Raw genomic sequence first — 18,471 nt, 5'->3', positions numbered from 1 at the left:
CCTGAGCAGTTCGCCGTGACCGTGGTTGATGACAACGGCACCACCGCCAACGCGACCCTCGACATCAACATCATCGATGACGTGCCCAAAGCAGTGGATGACAGCAATGCAACCACGGCTTCGGAAACCCAACTGACCCTGACCGGCAACGTCCTGAGCAACGACGTGCAAGGCGCCGACCGTGTACCCACCGGGCCGGTGACGGCCGGTACATTCACCGGCACCTATGGCACGTTGGTATTGAACGCCAACGGCACCTACACCTACACGCTGAACACCAGTGACGCCGACTTCAAAGCCTTGCACGGCGGCGGCAACGGCACCGAAACCTTCGCCTACACCATCACCGATTCGGACGGTGACACCAGCACTGCGAATCTGGTTTTGCAGATCCACAACAACGACGACCCGGTGATCATCAACGGCCTCGACGTCTATGGCGGTGAACTCACCGTTTACGAGAAAAACCTCAGCGACGGCACCAGCCCTGACGCGCCAGCGCTGACCCAGAGCGGCACCTTCACCGTCACCGCACTCGACGGTTTGCAAACCCTCACCGTCGGTGGCATCGCCGTGGTGACCGGCGGCGTCGCCGCAGGTTTCCCACAATCGGTGGTCACGCCGCTCGGCAGCACGTTGACCATCACCGGCTACAACGCGACGACCGGCGTGGTCAGCTACAGCTACACCTTGGTGGATAACGAAACCCATCCCAATGGCAACGGCGCCAACAGCATCACCGAGAACTTCAATGTGGTGGCGACCGATACCGACGGCAGCACTGCCAGCGGCCAGATCAACGTCAACATCATCGACGACTTGCCCAGCGCTCACCCCGATTCGGCGTCGGTGGCGGAGGGCGGCACCGTCAGCGGCAATGTGCTGGACAACGATATTGGCGGCGCCGATGGCCCGGCCGTTACGGGCGCCGTGGTTGGCGTGCGCGCCGGTTCAGATACCTCGACCTCGGCCCTCGGTGGTTTGAACACCCAGATCAACGGTACTTACGGTTACCTGACGCTGGATGCCAACGGCAACGCGGTTTACCACAGCGCGCCCAATGCGGTGAATGGGCCTGGCGCGTTCGATGTGTTCACCTACACCGTGCGCGATTCCGACGGTGATGAAAGCACCACGACCATCACCATCGATGTCTCCAACAGCAAACTGTGTGCGGTCAGCGATACCGACGTCACCGTGTACGAGAAAGCCCTGGACCTGACCAAGGACGGCGCCGACCTGGCCGCCGGTACGGTGACTGGCAGCGATCCGACCAGCACCGGTGAAACCGCGTCTGGCACGTTGGTCGGCTCGGTCACGGGCGCGGTCGGTGCGATCAGCTATGCGCTGGTCGGCAGCGCCATCGGCAGCTACGGGCAGATCGTGCTCAACCCCAACGGCACCTACACCTACACCCTGACATCGCCGGCAACCACCACGCCGCATGCCGACGACGGTGCCAACACCCTGACCGAGAGCTTTACCTATCAGGCCACCGATTCGCTGGGCAACATCGTCACCAGCACCATCGTAGTCAGCATCGTCGATGACGTGCCCAAAGCGATGAACGACAGCAACGCGAACACCGCGTCGGAAACCCAGTTGACGCTGAGCGGCAACGTGCTGACCAACGACGTGCAAGGGGCGGACGTGGTGGCGACCGGGCCGAATGCCGGGCCGATCACGCCCGCCACCATCGTCGGCACTTACGGCACCTTGGTGCTCAACGCCAACGGCACTTACACCTACACCCTGTACACCAATGATGCAGATTTCAAAAACCTGCACGGCGGCGGCAACGGCACCGAAACGTTCACCTACACGTTGACCGATGCCGACGGCGACACAAGCACCGCCAACCTGGTGTTGAACGTCCACAACAACGATGATCCGGTGGTGCTCAACGGTCTCGATGTCTATGGCGGCGAACTCACCGTCTACGAGAAAAACCTCAGCGACGGCACCAACCCCAACACTGCGGCGCTGACCCAAAGCGGCACCTTCACCGTCACTGCGCTTGATGGTCTGCAAACCCTCACGGTCGGCGGCATCGCCGTGGTCACCAACGGTGTGGCTGCAGGCTTCCCGCAATCGGCCGTCTCGCCACTGGGCAGCACGTTCACCGTCACCGGTTACAACCCGGCGACCGGTGTGGTCAGCTACAGCTACACCTTGGTGGATAACGAAACCCATCCGAACGGCAATGGTGCCAACAGCCTCACCGAGAACTTCAACGTGGTGGCGACCGACACCGATGGCAGCACCGCCACCGGCCAGATCAACGTCAACATCATCGATGACCTGCCGACTGCCACACCCGACACAGGTTCGGTGGCGGAGGGCGGCACGGTCAACGTCAGCGTGCTGGGCAATGACATCAGCGGGGCCGATGGCGCGGCCACCGTGGTTGGCGTGCGCGCCGGCAGCAACACCGGCACTTCGGCCATTGGCGGTCTCAACAGCAACATCAACGGCGCCTACGGTTACCTGACCCTGGATGCGGCGGGCAACGCCGTTTACCACAGCAATCCGAACTCGGTCAGCCCACCCGGCGCCACCGACACCTTTACCTACACCATCCGCGACACCGACGGCGATGAAAGCACCACAACCATCACCATCAACGTTGCCGACAGCAAACTCGTGGCCTCGGTCGATCAGGACGTGACGGTCTTTGAGAAAGCCCTCGACCTGACCCAGGACGGCCAGGACCTGGCCCCAGGTACGGTCACCGGCAGCGATCCGACCAACACCGGCGAAACCGCAACCGGCACGCTGGTCGGCGCGGTGACTGGCGGCAGCGGCGCGCTCACTTACACCTTGGTTGGCAGCGCCACCGGCACCTACGGGCAGATCCAGCTCAATGCCAACGGCACCTACACCTACACGCTGACGTCGGCACCGAAAACCTCGCCGAACGCCAACGACGGGGCCAACACCCTGAGCGAAAGCTTCACCTACAAAGCCACTGATGCGCTGGGCAACAGCACCACCAGCACCATCGTGGTCAACATCGTCGATGACGTGCCCAAAGCGGTGGCGTCGGATCGCTCGGTGGCGGCAGTGGAGATCGATTCCAACATCCTGATCGTGCTCGACATCTCCGGCAGTATGGCCGACGCCTCCGGTGTGCCGGGCCTGTCGCGGCTGGACCTGGCCAAGCAAGCGATCAGCGCCTTGCTCGACAAATACGATGACCTGGGTGATGTGAAAGTCCAACTCGTGACCTTCAGCAGCAGCGCCACCGACCGCACCACGGTGTGGGTTGATGTGGCGACGGCCAAGACGCTACTGGCGGGCCTCAGCGCCGGTGGCGGCACCAACTACGACGCCGCCGTGGCGACCATGCAAACGGCGTTCAACACCGCAGGCAAACTCACCGGGGCGCAGAACGTCGGCTACTTCTTCTCCGATGGCAAACCCACCACCGGGCAGGACATCGGCACGGCTGACGAGACCGCACTCAAAGCTTTCCTTGATGCCAACAACATCAAGAACTACGCGATCGGCCTGGGCAGCGGCGTGAGCAACGCCAACCTCGATCCGCTGGCCTATGACGGCATCAGCCACACCAACACCAATGCGGTAGTGGTCACTGATCTCAATCAACTCAACTCGGTGCTGTCCGGCACCGTCGAAGGCGCGCCGGTTACCGGTTCGTTACTGGGTGAGGGCGGCAGCTTCGGCGCTGATGGCGGTTTCATCAAATCCATCGTGGTCGACGGCACCACGTACACCTACGATCCCAAAGCGCTCAGCGGCCAGGGTTCACTGACTGCCACCGGTGGCGTCAACCACGGCACCTTCAACACCGTGAACAACACGCTAAGCATCGCCACCAACAACAGCGGCACGCTGGTGATCAACCTCGACACCGGCGACTACACCTACACCTCGCAGAAAACCACCACCACTGTGATCACTGAGAACATCGGCTTCACCCTCAGCGATAACGACGGCGACCTCGCCAGCTCAACATTGACCGTGAAAGTGATCCCCAACGCACCTCCGGTGGCGGCGGACGATCACGTCATCACCAACGTGCTGTCGAGCAACATCGTGGTGCCGGGTGAACTGCTGCTGGCCAACGACACCGATCCGAACGGCGACACCCTCAATGCCACACCGACCACCTTCAATACCGGTTGGGTCGCCAAGGGCGCGGACTTCACCGGCACGGGGGCAATCACCTTCAATGGCACCAGCAACACCGCCGCCAACCAGAACCTGGCCGACGTGCGCAACTCGTTCGCGGCCAACACCGCCGCGATGACCGCTGTACTGGTGGTCAGCGGCTACCTCGGCGCGGTGACCAACGCCAATGCCAACGATGAAGACCTGATCACCGTCAAACTGAAACAGGGCGAGACCCTTAACCTGGATCACAACCTGGCGGCCGGGCACATCACCATGGAGTACTCGCTCAATGGCGGCGCGTTCGTGAGCATCGCCGACGGCGGCACCATCACCGCCAGCGCCGATGGCACCTACCAGATCCACATCACCAATATCACCGACACCAGCGGTGGCAACACCAATGCCGCGGAAAACTACCAACTGACCATGACGGTCAACTACGCCGGGGCCCACGATCTCACCCCGGACTACCACGGCACTTACACCGCCAACGACAACCACGGCGGCAGCGACACCGCCGCCGTGACCATCAGCTATCAGGATGGCCACACCCTCACCGGTACATCGGGCGATGACATTCTGGTGGCCGGCACCGGCAACAACATCCTCAACGCGGGCGACGGCAACGACGTGCTCACCGCCGGTTCCGGCAACAACGAACTGCATGGCGGCGCGGGCAATGATTTGCTCTACAGCGGCCCGGGCAACGACCTGCTCGACGGCGGTACTGGCATCGACACCGCCAGCTACGCCCATGCCACCGCCGGGGTCACGGTCAACCTCGGCCTGCTCGGTGCGCAAAACACCCTCGGTGCCGGCACGGACACGCTGACCGGCATCGAAAACCTCGTCGGTTCGAACTTCAACGACACCCTGACCGGCGACAACAATAACAACGTGATCAATGGCGGCTTGGGCAACGACACCCTCAACGGTGGCGGTGGCGATGACCTGCTGATCGGCGGCATGGGCAACAACACCCTGACGGGTGGCTCGGGTGCCGACACCTTCCAGTGGCTCAAGGGCAACAGCGGCCACGACCTCATCACCGACTTCACCCCCGGCACCGACAAGCTTGACCTGTCACAACTGCTGCAAGGCGAAAACGGCACCACGGCGTCCCTCGACGACTACCTGCACTTCACCGTCACCGGCAGCGGCGCCTCGGTACTCACCACCATCGACGTCAGCGCCCTGGCCGGCGCCACGCCGAACCAGACGATTGATCTGGCCGGCGTCAACCTCGCCAGCCACTACGGCGTGACCCCGGGGGCGGGTGGGATGATCGCCAGCGGGCACGACACAGCGACGATCATCAGCGGCATGTTGAATGATCATTCGTTGAAGGTGGACACGGTGTGATCGGCATTTGATAAAAGCCCTGAAACGACAAAACCCGCCGCCCCGGTTGAACGTGGCGGCGGGTTTTTTCTGCCTGGAGACATGTGTTGCCTGGGAGTCAGCCTTCACAGGTTTGGCGGTGTAGCAAAGACTTGTGATCGACACAGATCCCTGTGGGAGCGGGCTTGCTCGCGAAGGGGCCAGAACTGACGCGGAATAAATCAATTTACGTTTGAGTCAGTCCGGCAATTCCAGCTGATCCAGCGCCCGATTCACTGCCGGTTCGGCCAGCATCACCACTTGGGCAATGCCCTGCAACGTATGGCGATGCGGCGTCTCCAGCCGTCCAGCGAAATCACTGAGCATCACGCTGGCCGAGGCCATGGACTCGCAGGCATTGGCCAAAAGGTCTGTGGTCTGCCTGTCGGGAGCAACCATGAACATCGTGCTGGGTTGGCGCGAGGGGGGCGGGTTGGGTGTTGGTTTGATCATGGTGAACCTCCTAGAGTCGACGGAGCCGCCACATTTCGCTGCGATGCGAAAAAGGAGGTGGCAGCCATACGCGGGCCGCAGACCGGGACTCTAGAACCGGCAGACCCGAAGGTCTCCCACGTACAGCCGCCATAAAACGAGAGGTGGGTGTTGTGCGTCCAGAGATCGCCGGGCAGCGAGACCCGGTCACAGATTGGTCAGCGACCGGCAAACAATAGAACCCGACCCCAAGGCGCACAAACCGGCGGATTCTGGCGTAGCGGTAGGTCATGGCGCAAAAATCTGTGCCCGATATCCGTGTCTGCGCATTTCGCTTAAACATCTTTATTTGTCGTCAGCCCGGAATTCGTGAAGTCCCGACGAACGGTCGCAATACCTGTAATTTCTGACAGTAGTCAGAATGACGGCCGCATCGTTTAATCAATCCCAAGCAAGGGTGCAAAACACAACGGGCAGGATCCGCGGGTGTTATGTCTGGATTATTACGAGGGAGTTTGTGTAATGGTGCTTTCCGAGCGCAGGAATGGGACTTCCGATGATCTTCTTGACCTTCCCATCGTGCCTTCCATTCTCAAGGATGAGGGCGGGATCGAGAGCCCTCTGGGCCTGCTGCCTCGTACCGCGCTGAATGAAGACCTTACGGTTATCGTTCCAGACTGGAGCTTCCTTCTCGATGATCCGATTCCCTTCATCATTATTATCAGTTGGGTATTGGAGGGCGGTCAGTTCACCGAGGTATACCGTGAAACATTCGATGATCGAGGGCAGAAAACCCTCAATGTTCCACGAGCAAATCTGAAGCTGGATCACGGCACCTACTCGCTCTCGTACCAGGTTCGCTACGGCGGAAATCCGCTTTATTCCGAACTCAAACGCATCACCGTTGACCGATTGCCACCGAACGACAATCAGGAACCAGATCGTTTGATCATGCTGAATGTCGTCGGTGATATCACTGACGACTATCTCACCCAGTATGGCGAAGTCCGGTTTCAGGTGCCGCTTTATGTAGACGTCACGGCCAGGGATCGTGCGATCTATTACTGGACAAACACCCCAGACCCTCTGGATTCGGAAATCGAAATTTCTGAGCAGGCGTTCAGCCAGCAGGATATCGATCAGAAAAGTCTGATCATTACGATTTATGAGGCTGACATTCGTGATCGTGGACCCGGGCAACGGTACGTTTACTACCGGCTGCGGGATTGGGCGGGAAACCGTGGGCCGCGCTCGACGCTGCTAGGGGTGTTTGTCGATTTGAAAGCGGCTCCGGGCATTCTCAAGCCGCCTCGCGTGCCATTGTCGGTGCGTGGCTTGATTGACCGCCAGCATGCCCGCGAAGGGGCTGTGAATCAGCGGGCCGTCACGGTCGAAATCGAAGAGTATGAAAACCCGGACGCCTCCGATAAGGTCCTGATCCAGTGGAATGGTCACGACCTTGCCCCTCTGGACGTTGTTCCGGGAGATTTCCCGCTCCAGACCAACGTACCCTGGTCAACGCTGAGGGCTGATGGATTGGGGCCGATGGATGTATCGGTGGACTATCGTGTCTTGCGTGGCGTTACGCCGACGTTGCCATCTCCTGCGACACAGGTACTGGCGAATCTGACTATCGCAGGGCAGGATCACCCCGCCGCCCCGGCGCTGTTGAACGCCACGCTGGCGAAACTGGATATCTACGGCGCCAAATCCAGACAATTGAACAAGCTACTGCCCGTTGATCATGGTGAGCCAGCAGAAGCCCAACTGGCGCTGTATGACAACCCGCAACCCGGAGAAAAGCTGTTTCTCTATTGGGGGGCAATCAGCACCCCTGTCGCGGAATACGAAGTGAAGCCAGGTGATACTGCCGGAAAAGTCATAACGTTCAGTATCTCTTGGGTCGTCATCGACAAGGACAAGGTCAATCCAGCGTTGCCGGTCTGGTACACCACCAGTAACGGGGTGAACTTGCAACTGGCCCCGAGTACATCGGTTGAAGTAGCAATCGTCATCATCACCAACCTGCCGGAACCTACGTTCCCGCACGGGGGGAAACAGGGGCTCCTGAATTGCTGTGCCATGCCGCGATTGTGGGATGGGGTGTGGGTGCATATCGACGGCAATGCAGCTTTCGACGAAGGGGATATTGTCGAATTGAGTTGGCAGGGTTGCTACGGCATGAACGGGACTTCGCCTATTCCGAACACTGATGATTACTTTGAAACTGAACTGACTGAGGCGCAGGCTCGCAATGGTTTTAATGTAGAGGTCTTTGATTACTTCAGATTGATCGCGCCGATGGTGAACAATGGCTCGGCACTTTGCCAATATAAACTGAGGAAGAAAAACGGCGGAGTTGGTTATTCAAAAAGTGACTCTGTGATTATTAATCGAACATTGCCCAGTGGCATTGTCTGCGGTCCGGATAATGATTGTTGTGATGAGTGAACACAAAGAGAGGAAATTGACGCTGTATTGATCGAGGTTGATTTTTCGCTTTGCTTTACCCATGTGGAACCAGCGTAGTCAATGTTTAAACACTCTGGCAAGGAGACTGTTGCGCCGTCTGCCAGCCATTAAAGTTGCTGAGAGGATGATAAAGATGACAAGTTTTCGATCTTTGACACCGGTGCAGAATCGCGAACGATTTTTCGGGGTTCGCTTTCGTAGCCAAAAAGCCGATGCGTTGCCGCCAGAACTCCATCCCGATAATCCACTGCTGCCGGATGAGCCGGATGATGCGCCTAATCAATTGCACTCCAGTTTTCAAGGTTTTCCGCTGAAAGTACAGATCCCGCGATTTTCTGAAGCAGATGATCCGTTGGTGATTCCAGGGTTTATTGAACTTAAGTGGGACGGTAGCCGCATCGCTTCGACCAGAGTTACATATGTAACGCCTGTCGATGCAACCATAACTGAGTTCGATCTGGTACTGCCGCAAGGTTATACATCTGCTTCAGGGCCGCATGAGTTGAGTTATCATTTGAGTCATGGGGGTAACGCCGCCGTTGTAACGCCTCTGCAAATTAATATTGATACTTCAGCGCCGGTTGCCTTCGGTAAAGCGACTGTCCCTGCCGAAGTGGAAAGAGACGGCATCACAAAAAAATATCTCGACGATATTGGTTTTGTCCTGATCACCATTCCAGATTATGGTGACAAAAAACTGGGTGATGTTGTCTCGTGTTATTTTGGTGACAAATTGCCAGGTGCGCCGCTAGTCGGTACTAAGCCTATTACTGACGTTACAGCGCCGATTACTTTTAACTTGACTGCCGCCCAAGTGGGTACAGAAGAAGGTATGAAATCGATTTGGTATATCCTGACCGATCGAAAAGGCAACCGAAACACCCCTCAATACTACACGGAGCTCAATGTAACGCTGACAGATCCGCCTGAGGGGCTGTTGCCGCCCAGCATTCCGCTGTTTGATGACGATGCTGTTCCGAAACTGGTGGACCTGGCCGACGCGCAGGCGCCTTTGGGGGTGGGCATTCTGAATGAATACACAAACTACCTGGAAGGCGTCGATGAACTCGAAGTGACATTCGATGGCATCTTGTTACCTGCGCAGAAAATCAATGGTTTTCCCTTCTTTGTGGATGTCCCCTACCGGGATGTTTACAACGGTGATTTAGGTCGAAAAACGGTAGAAGTCAGTTATCAGATCAAACGCAATACTGTGCGCCACCCACTTACACCTCTGACAAAAGATGTGGATGTCGATCTTCGCCGTCCCGGTGGAGGAACGGGGCCGGAGAATCCCGACCCCACGCTTGATCTGGTAACAGTACAAGGTCGCGGGGGTAATGCTGCGAATGTTTTGACAGCAGCTGATTCAACTGCGGGCGTTGTTGATGTTACGGTTCCCGTTTTCACGGCCATCAAGGATGGAGACATCATGACCCTTATATGGAAGGGTGTTGAAGTTACGAGAGCGCAGGGTGGTGTCATTGATCTTGACGGTACCGAAACAGGGAACTTGGCTTTCGAGGTTCTTTGGGAAGTCGTAGATACCGCGGGTAATGGTAATCCGCTGCCGGTTTCCTACAAAATCACCAACCCGGCTATCAATGACAATAACATCAATTCACTGCCCCAGGATGTCGACGTGTTGATTCGAGCTGGTGTTGTGCCAGACCCGAAATTCCAGCATCTGGACCCGGATTTTGATCCGATTAAGTGGTTCTCATGCCCGTCCCTGAGAAATGACCCGGTACTGATCAAAGTTGCTGAAGTGTTGGTGCCGGGTGGTGAGCCACAGTTAGCGAATCAGGAATTGACATTTGTTTATCAAGGCTACACTGAAGAGACAGGAACAGATGAAAAGCTAGGGACAAAGTTGGAAGTTAAATACACACCCACCGCGCAAGAGGCGCAGGACGGGTTTATCGTAAAAATCCCTTATCAGCCACTTTTTGCAACTGAAAGCGCATGGGGCGCAGTAACTTACGAGGCAATCATTGATGGTCGCCCGACGTCCGCTCAGAGAGACCTTGTCAGGGTGCATATGAAGGCTGCCAACGGATCGCTTTGCCCGCTCTGAACGTCGAAACTGGGGAGGCATCAAATGCCTCCCTTTTTTTCAGTAGGGGACTTCTCAAAACTAGGACTATTCCCGCCCGCACTTAAGACTATTCCTACTTTTAAAGGGGCGGTAAGCCGCTATTGTTCGATCCGATAAACGCTGTTGAAACACTCCAGCGTGTAATGATCTCGAGGTGAATCAATCATGAAGATGTTGGCTGTATCACATGTCCGCGTTATTCCTGTCTGTCGGTTTTGCATACCGGCCGTTTTTTTTTGGGGTAGCTTCGCGCAAGCGGCAACTATTGTTGATAACACAACGCTGGATATCGATTCGTCGACCGCGTCGACAGACTACCTGGTGCGCAACAATGGCGTACTGAATGCCTCCGGCGCCAATACCCAATCGATCACGGCACAGGGCGGTTCGATGCTGAACATCAACGGTGCCACCGTGGTCGGTAACAGCGGTATCGAAGGTGTGATGGTGACCAGCAGTCGGGCCTCGATCAATCAAACCAGTGTCGTCAGTGATGACATCGGGCTGGCGGTCAACCGTTCCAGCGTCGCGGCGGGCGGGTCCACTGTGACGGTATCCGACAGCCAAATCAGCGGACAGCCGATAGGCGCCCAGGTCACGGGATTGAGTTCTCTGTCGTTGATCAACACTCAGGTTACGGGCTCGGCCAGCGATGGGATCGGCGTGAGTATTCTTGGCGGTGAGGTGAAGGCCTCGGCGGGCAGCAGCATTACGGGGCAGTCCACGGGCGTACGGATGGTCAATGATTTCGGCAGCGTGGGGGCCCGAGCCTTGTCGCTGGATAATGCGACGGTGCAGGGTGTTAGCGGTTCCGCAATTCTGGTGGAGCTAGGCACGCAAGCCACCGTGGGGCTGTCCAACGGCGCCAGGCTTGTTGCCGGCAACAATATTCTGCTTGATGTTCAAGGCGCCTCAACCGCCAACATGACAGTGGCCAACAGTTCTTTGCTCGGCAATGTGAATATTGCGGACAACAGCACCGCCAACCTCACCTTCGATCAGGGCCAGATGACCGGTGACGTCCTCGTCGATGACAGCTCCACAGCCCGGGTCACGTTGCAAGACCATTCGCAATTCACCGGTCGCCTCGACAAGGTCGACAGCGTCAGCGTCAACAGCAACTCGAACTGGACGCTCACCGGCAACGACATCATCGGTGCTTTGGGCATGAATGGCGGCAGTGTCACCTTTGGCGCTGCTGATGCGCCCACCACGTACTACCGACTGAATGTCGGCACGCTTGCCGGCAGCGGCACGTTTGTGATGAAGGGCGATTTTGCCAGCGGTCTGTCTGATTTTCTCAACGTGACGGGCGCTTCGGCCGGTAACTTCGATCTGGCCGTGGCCGCATCCGGGCTGGATGCCGTGTCGCCTGCGCAATTGACCCTGGCACGCACAGGGACTGCCGATGGCGCGCAGTTTGCCCTGACGGGGAGCCGCGTAGTGGATCTCGGCACTTGGTCTTACAGCCTGGCCAACCGTGAAAACGGTGAGGGCGGCAGGGACTGGTATCTGGACCCTGCCACCCAAGTGATAAGCCCCGGCGCGCGCTCAGTGCTGGCGCTGTTCAATACCGCGCCTACTGTTTGGTACGGCGAGTTGAGTTCGTTGCGCAGCCGCATGGGGGAGTTGCGTTTCAACGGTGGCAAGGCCGGTGGTTGGATTCGTACCTACGGTAACAAGTACAACGTGGCCGATGGTTCGGGCGTGGGCTATCAGCAACAGCAGCAGGGCCTGTCCCTTGGCGCCGACGCCCGGGTGGGTGAAAGTCAGGTGCTGGTCGGGGTGCTGGCGGGCACGAGCGAGTCTGATCTGGATTTGAATCGTGGCACTTCGGGCACGGTGAAAAGCTACTACGTCGGGCCCTATGTGACCTGGCTCGACAGCGACACCGGTTACTACTTCGACGCCGTGCTCAAGTTCAACCGCTTTCGCAACGATTCCAAGGTCAGCTTGAGCGACGGCACTCGCAGCAAGGGCAATTACGACAACTGGGGTGTGGGCGCGTCGGCGGAGTTCGGTCGGCACATCAAACTTGACGGCGGTTACTTCGTCGAGCCGTTCACTCAGTTGTCGGCGGTGCAGATCCAGGGCAAACGCTACACGCTGAATAATGATATGGATGCCGACGGTGATCGCATGCGTTCACTGCTCGGCAAGGCCGGTGCCACGTTCGGTCGCAACTTCGGTTTCGGCAATGGCGCGGTCGCCCAGCCGTATGTGCGTGCGGCGGTGGCTCACGAGTTCGCGTCGAACAACGAAGTGAAGGTCAATAACAATACCTTCAACAACGACTTGTCGGGTTCGCGTGCTGAGTTCGGTACAGGGGTAGCGGTGGCCATGTCGGAGCAATGGCAGGTGCATGCCGATTTCGATTACTCCAAGGGTGAGCATATCGAGCAGCCATGGGGGGCGAATGTCGGAGTGAGGTATAGCTGGTAAGTGCTGATTTTGGCATCGGAAAACGCCTCGTGATCTGCGAGGCGTTTTTCTGTTCGATGAATGTTGCCTTACCTGATCCCGACACCAAGTGCACTACCATAATGCTGCACGTGGGCCTCTGTCCCGTTGACCAGGTTTTTCATGTAGTACCGGGCGATCGGCCAGCTCGAAGCCGCGTCAGCTGACCAGTAATAGTAATTACCCATGGGCCAACGGTTTCCATAAAGAGCGTATATCTCTCTCAACTCTCCCAGTGTTGGCAATCGATAACCGTTGGCGGCCGCATTGTTGCGTATCGTTGTCCAATTGCCCTGGCTAAGCCCGGCGCAGTGAATCACTCCGGTTACATACACGGTATAGCTTTTCGACTGATTGGCGCGATCGCTAACTTTAATGATTGTGCTGCCGTTCCCCCTGACGGTAACCCGCCCGGAGCCATCCACAACGGCCGCGTTTGGATTCAATGAGGTGTATGTATAGCCACCAGGCTGCCCGCCGGAGGCCTGATGTTGGACAGACGTACCAGAACCAAAAGCGGGAAGTACTTCCGGATTTCCAGGAATCAGGTAAATCCTGCCGCTCAACGTCACAGGACTGGTATTGAAATTCAATGGCGGAATCGGCGAGATGACCGTGAAGTTACGAACCCCCGTTTCCTGTCCGGTACTGATGGCTCGGGCTTTGACCGAATGCCCGCCAAGGCCTACCTGCAATGTCGTGGTCCAGGTGTTGCCTTGGGCGGTCACAGTGTGTTTCGGGGTGGTGTTGTCATAGATCTGCACCTGATGGTTGGGTGTGACAGTGCCACGCAGAGTGACTGCGGTACTTTTGGTCTGGCCGTTCTGGACAACTTCACTGATGCCGTCATGCACGGAGTCCAGCGTAGGGCCGACGTGTACGGCGACGGTAAAGGTACTGGCCGAGCTTTCGATCGGTGTCACCTCGTACAAGGCTTTGGCCGTGATGCTGTGTGAGGTCACCGCCAGGCCAGTGACCGGGAGCGTCCATGTTTTGTTTGCCTGGACCGTGACTGGCGAACCGACGGGCGTGCTTTTGTTGTAGAGCTGGATCTGTTCTTTCGGGGTGGCTTCACCGCTCACGGTTACTGTGCGGTCATACGTGGTTCCGTTCTGCTCAACCAGGCCGATGGAGTCTCTAACAGTCTTGATTGTCGGGGACACATGAGCCGCAACCGTAAATACCCGCACGGGCGTTGATACCGGATTGGCGCCGTATTCGGCTCTGGCGGTCAGGCGATAAGCCTTCAGGGTCAGGTTGTTGAAGACGTATGCCCAGTCGCCGCTTGGTTTCACGTCCACGGTGTCGATCGTAGTTGTGACGTCGAGCAGGGTGATTTTTTCGTTGGGACTGGCCTTGCCGGACAGGGTAACGGTTCGGTAGTAAGTGGTGCCGTTCATCTCCACTTCGCCGCGGATATCGCTGACCCGGGAAATCGTCGGGGTTACGGCCTGAGCCACCACGAAAGTTCTGGGCGGGCTCACAGGCGGATCGACGTCGTACAAGGCCTCTGCGGTGAGGCTGTAGGTTTTGACTTTAAGGTTGTTAAGGCGGCGACTCCATCTACCGCTTTCGTCGACATCAAGGGTGATGGCCGACTCGTCGGAACCCAGCAATTGCACTTGCAGATTAGGTGTTGCGCTGCCTTCCACGAGCACGCTGTTGTCATAAGTCGTGGCACCGGGCGCGACGGGGCCCCGCGAATCGCTGACCACGAGGATTTCAGGTGTTTGCGCGAATTTGACGGTGAACGTTCGGGCAAGGCTGGATACCGGATCGGCATCATAGAGAGCCTTGGCGGTGATGCTGTAGAGCTTTTCGGTGAGGGTGCCGATTTTTCGGCTCCAGTTGCTGTCCGCCTCTACCCGGGCCGTCCCCATTGATGCGGACCCACCATCAAACAACTCGATGGTTTCCCCTCGTGTGGCGGTGCCTGTGACGGTCACTTCGTCATCACGGGTTTTACCGCCTTCCTCTATTTCAGTGCGTGAGTCCGCCACCCGGGTGATTTCAGGTGTGAGGTAGTCATAGCGGGTTCTGATGGTCAGCGGTAGAGGTGGAAATACATACGCACTGCTCTCTTGCGAGCCACCATTGAATGCAACTTTGCAAATCACGGTGGCCGCAGTGGAGTGGCCCAGCTTCATCAACTCGCTTCTGAGTAATGGTTCGTTAAGCCCATTATTCAGTTCGGTGGATGTTATTTCTTTACCTTCAATGATTTTGATGGTATAGGCCACTCCAGAAGTGGTTTCTCCTACCATTTCCAGCCAGGCGAATTGTTTGACTGCAATGTACGGCCATTTACCAACAAGCACTTTTGCATCGCCGCTGAAAGTCATCAGATCCAGAACATCATCGGTTGCTTGAGGAACTTCGGGACGGGGCAGCTGATTCTCCGGGTCTGAAAATCCCGACACATAAAGATCCAGTGGGCACGAAGGGGTGGTGAGGGTATAGCGCGTCACGTCGAATTCAACCGTCACTCTTCTTTCGATATTTGCGCCGATTACGGTCGCCGGTAGATGAAATTGGACCGTGCCACTCGAATGCCCGGGCAGCTCAAGATCGTCGGACGTACCGGGCCCTGGCGAGCCGAGCCACTTCAATCTGATCATGTCCTTATCAGGCTTCATGCTCAGATAACTAGCCTTCACATCAACACCGGTCAGGCCTTTCATCGGATCCAGTATTCCGTCAACTGCCTGGATCACATCGGGAGGTGGTAGATCACCTATCAGCTCGCCGATCAGCAAACTCAGCGAGGCTGAATGCTCATATTGATTGTTCGAAGCTCGCAACACCGAGTAATGCACCTTTACATACTGTCCGATGTTGGCCGTCACGAACTCCACCGGTATCCGAAACCGCAGAGGATCGCCCTCAATCACTGTGGTAATGGGTATGGAATCACCGGTACTGCCGAACGGGTTAGGACTACGCCAGTAGTAAGCGACAATGTCATCCTTGACGGTTTCCGCCTGATCGATCAGCACATGGACAATGTCGTACACCTTGGATGGATCCAGGACATCACCTGGCGGATCGGCTTCCTCGACTTTCGGCGCCGGCAGCGTGGCCCGTACCTTCTCCACCTTGACCAGCAATCGCTCGGACTCAATGACCCCGAAAAGCGCCACTTTATCGTTCGACACTACGTAGGAAAGAGTGAGACTGCCTTTGTCCAGTACGCTGATGTGCTCGCTGTTCACATAGAACGTGATGATCCCCTCTTCGGCTTCATTGGCGGTGACGATATGTTGGTCTTCGTGCACATAGGGATTACCGTTGGATCGCTTGCCCTTCCACCACAGGTTGATGAGGTCGCCATCGGCTATGAGCGGATAGCGGACATCGACGGTGGCGTACGGCTCATCCGACTCCAGGGTGTCGCCCAACAGTTCACGGATGGTCGGCGCGGGCGGCATTGAAATATCCCCCGACACTCTGGCAGTGATGTTTTTCGATGACAGCGGAGGGTCGCCGTTTATTTTCGTCAGCACATACGAAGCAACACCGTCACCCTCGGCTATGGCCCTGATTTGCGCGTAGGGCACCTTGAATTCCATAACGCTCGAATTGTTCACAACGGTTTTGGACTCGGAATGAATCAAGGATGTGCCGCCAAGTGGGGTGCCGATCCAGGACAGAGTGATGGTGTCCCCGAGATCGAACTCATCGCTCAGCACGACAACCTGTACAGTCACGTCCTTTTGGTTAAGCTCCTTGAGGTCGATAATGCCGTTAATCGACTCTTTGATGATCGGCGGGTCGAGGTGCCATGCACCCGCCTCGACGCGAACTTGGGTGCTTTGTGAATGGCGCGCAGCCCAGTTCCAGATCTCATCACGAGCGTCATAGCGCAGCACCAGCGCATCGCTGTCACCGCCGGCCAGAATCGCCGCCTGATCGGCGACGATCACGATAGGCGTTTTTCCGTCCACCTCGTCTTGTGTCACGGTATGGGGGGGCAGCACAGTGGTGCCCCATCTCACGAGCACTGTGTCGCGTAGCGCCATGTCCGGGTAGAACGGCACAGTTACGGGCACGCCTTTTGCCGCCCACTCGGCGTCGATGCCCTGTTGCACGACTTCCGGCGGCAATTGCACGGGGTGCAGCTCGGAGTGACCGTCCGGCAGATGAGGTGATTTGTCGCGCCCTCCGGGCCGGTTGAGCTTGACCAGCAAACGCAGCGGCACCGCTGGATCATCCGGGGTGGTTTCACCGAAGCGAGTCAACTGGTAATAACATTCTTCAACCCAACCGGGTTCGGCAATCACTGCAGGCAGGTAAAAGAACAGCCGTTGATTGATTTCATCGGCCTCGACTTCCCTGGTGAGAACAGGTTTTGTGTCCCAGTAGATGACGTGCTTGTCACCCTCTTTCATGTCGCCGTAGGCATTGATCGCACACAATATGCCGTCAGGGTCGTCGCACGCCGCGGAGATATTGATTCCACCGTCACCCTCCGCAATCGGGCTGACCATGGGTGCAATCAGCAGCGGACGAAGCACCAAAATCTCGGGATCATAAGGGGGGAACAGAAAAGGACTGTAGAGGGACATGTCGGAACTCCTGTCGCGCGCATTGCCGGATTCTTCAGGCGTTGAAGGGCTCCTGTGATTGAACCCCCACAGTGGAAAATCTGGCTACTGTCATATCTGACAGGTGGCGACGAATGGTCACTGGTATAAGCCCATCCCCTGTGGCGACAGACTTGCACTTGAATCTGCCGCCCCATCACATCACAGCCATCACGCAGCCGAAACGTCCTCTTTTCGGAAGTAGCTGCTACATGCCTGGTGAGGAAGTAGAGATTATCGAGAGGGTTGTTTAAATTGGGCATTGTGTTCTAGTGTTCCATTTTGATGTGATAAATATGGAAGTTTCCCGGAGAAAGGGTCATGTCCACACGTTTTATATTTGGCCCATTAAAGTCTAGTTTTATAGGGCTAACGCTTTGGCTTAGGTCGCGGTCGCCCAGATGATTTCCTTGTGTGTTGTAAAAGGAAAATTTACCTAAATACTGATGAGTGCTATCCATGGAGTAGTTAATTGATAAGGATGAATAAGGTTTGTTGAGTGTGATCTGGATTTTTGTCGTGTCTGTCGATGAAAAAAATATAGATTCTTTCTTGGGGACTCTTTGATCCGACCAATTGAATGATGGCTATCTATCGCGAACCAGGTTAGCGTCATCAAGCGTGTTGAAAATTGAGTGTTTTGTGGGGTTGGGCTTAATGCGCACTCTTCAAAAATCCTCAAGGTCGTAATTAATAACGGTCAATAACCGCACTGCAGTGGTCTAATTTCCCCGGACACCCCGATAGGTGGAAAATACACCTATTGAGGAGCTCTCCATGACCGACAAACGCAAAGTATTCGACGACAGCTTCAAGCTGGAAGTTGTAAAGATGATCAAGGACCAGGGCCTGAGTGTTTCACAGGTTTGTCGTGATCTTGATATTGGTGATACGGCCGTTCGACGCTGG

Annotated in this window: 7 protein-coding genes; 5 read left to right on the top strand and 2 right to left on the bottom strand. The window is 56.8% G+C overall.

All coding sequences use genetic code 11. The features are described from left to right. Positions 1-5,499, top strand: a 5,499-nt coding sequence (locus K5E40_RS33115; protein ID WP_221734303.1) for an Ig-like domain-containing protein, incomplete at its 5' end; no start/stop codon positions are given. A 216-nt stretch (positions 5,500-5,715) separates the two neighbouring features. Here K5E40_RS33115 and K5E40_RS33110 read toward each other — a convergent pair. Next, positions 5,716-5,970, bottom strand: a complete 255-nt coding sequence (locus tag K5E40_RS33110; protein ID WP_221734302.1) for a DUF6124 family protein — start codon at positions 5,968-5,970, stop codon at positions 5,716-5,718. A 501-nt stretch (positions 5,971-6,471) separates the two neighbouring features. On the opposite strand from K5E40_RS33110, the gene K5E40_RS33105 reads away from it, so the two are divergent. From K5E40_RS33105 to K5E40_RS33095, 3 genes are all read left to right on the top strand, one after another. Continuing rightward, positions 6,472-8,400, top strand: coding sequence for a hypothetical protein (locus K5E40_RS33105; protein WP_221734301.1), 1,929 nt, complete (start codon positions 6,472-6,474; stop codon positions 8,398-8,400). 109 nt (positions 8,401-8,509) lie between these two features. Further along, a complete protein-coding gene (locus K5E40_RS33100) occupies positions 8,510-10,498 on the top strand; it encodes a hypothetical protein (RefSeq protein ID WP_260456231.1) in 1,989 nt (662 codons plus the stop codon). A 186-nt stretch (positions 10,499-10,684) separates the two neighbouring features. Continuing rightward, entirely contained in the window at positions 10,685-12,961 is a 2,277-nt protein-coding gene (locus K5E40_RS33095; RefSeq protein WP_221734300.1) for an autotransporter outer membrane beta-barrel domain-containing protein, read from the top strand. Between the two features lie 68 nt (positions 12,962-13,029). Here K5E40_RS33095 and K5E40_RS33090 read toward each other — a convergent pair whose 3' ends face one another. Then, on the bottom strand, positions 13,030-17,544 hold the full coding sequence (locus tag K5E40_RS33090; RefSeq protein ID WP_221734299.1) for an Ig-like domain-containing protein: 4,515 nt from the start codon (positions 17,542-17,544) through the stop codon (positions 13,030-13,032). A gap of 795 nt (positions 17,545-18,339) precedes the next feature. Between K5E40_RS33090 and K5E40_RS35845 the strand changes: the two genes are divergently transcribed. Next, on the top strand, positions 18,340-18,471 hold a 132-nt coding region (locus K5E40_RS35845), incomplete at its 3' end, for a transposase (RefSeq protein ID WP_221734304.1).

Origin of the sequence: Pseudomonas baetica (assembly GCF_019733355.1) — a bacterium.
Lineage (GTDB): Bacteria > Pseudomonadota > Gammaproteobacteria > Pseudomonadales > Pseudomonadaceae > Aquipseudomonas > Aquipseudomonas baetica_A.
This window is presented reverse-complemented; position numbering and strand designations above follow the sequence as displayed.

Coding starts and splice junctions, on each gene's coding strand:
- K5E40_RS33095 (WP_221734300.1), top strand. CDS start 10,685: ATGAAGATGTTGGCTGTATCACATGTCCGCGTTATTCCTGTCTGTCGG.
- K5E40_RS33105 (WP_221734301.1), top strand. CDS start 6,472: ATGGTGCTTTCCGAGCGCAGGAATGGGACTTCCGATGATCTTCTTGAC.
- K5E40_RS33090 (WP_221734299.1), bottom strand. CDS start 17,544: ATGTCCCTCTACAGTCCTTTTCTGTTCCCCCCTTATGATCCCGAGATT.
- K5E40_RS33110 (WP_221734302.1), bottom strand. CDS start 5,970: ATGATCAAACCAACACCCAACCCGCCCCCCTCGCGCCAACCCAGCACG.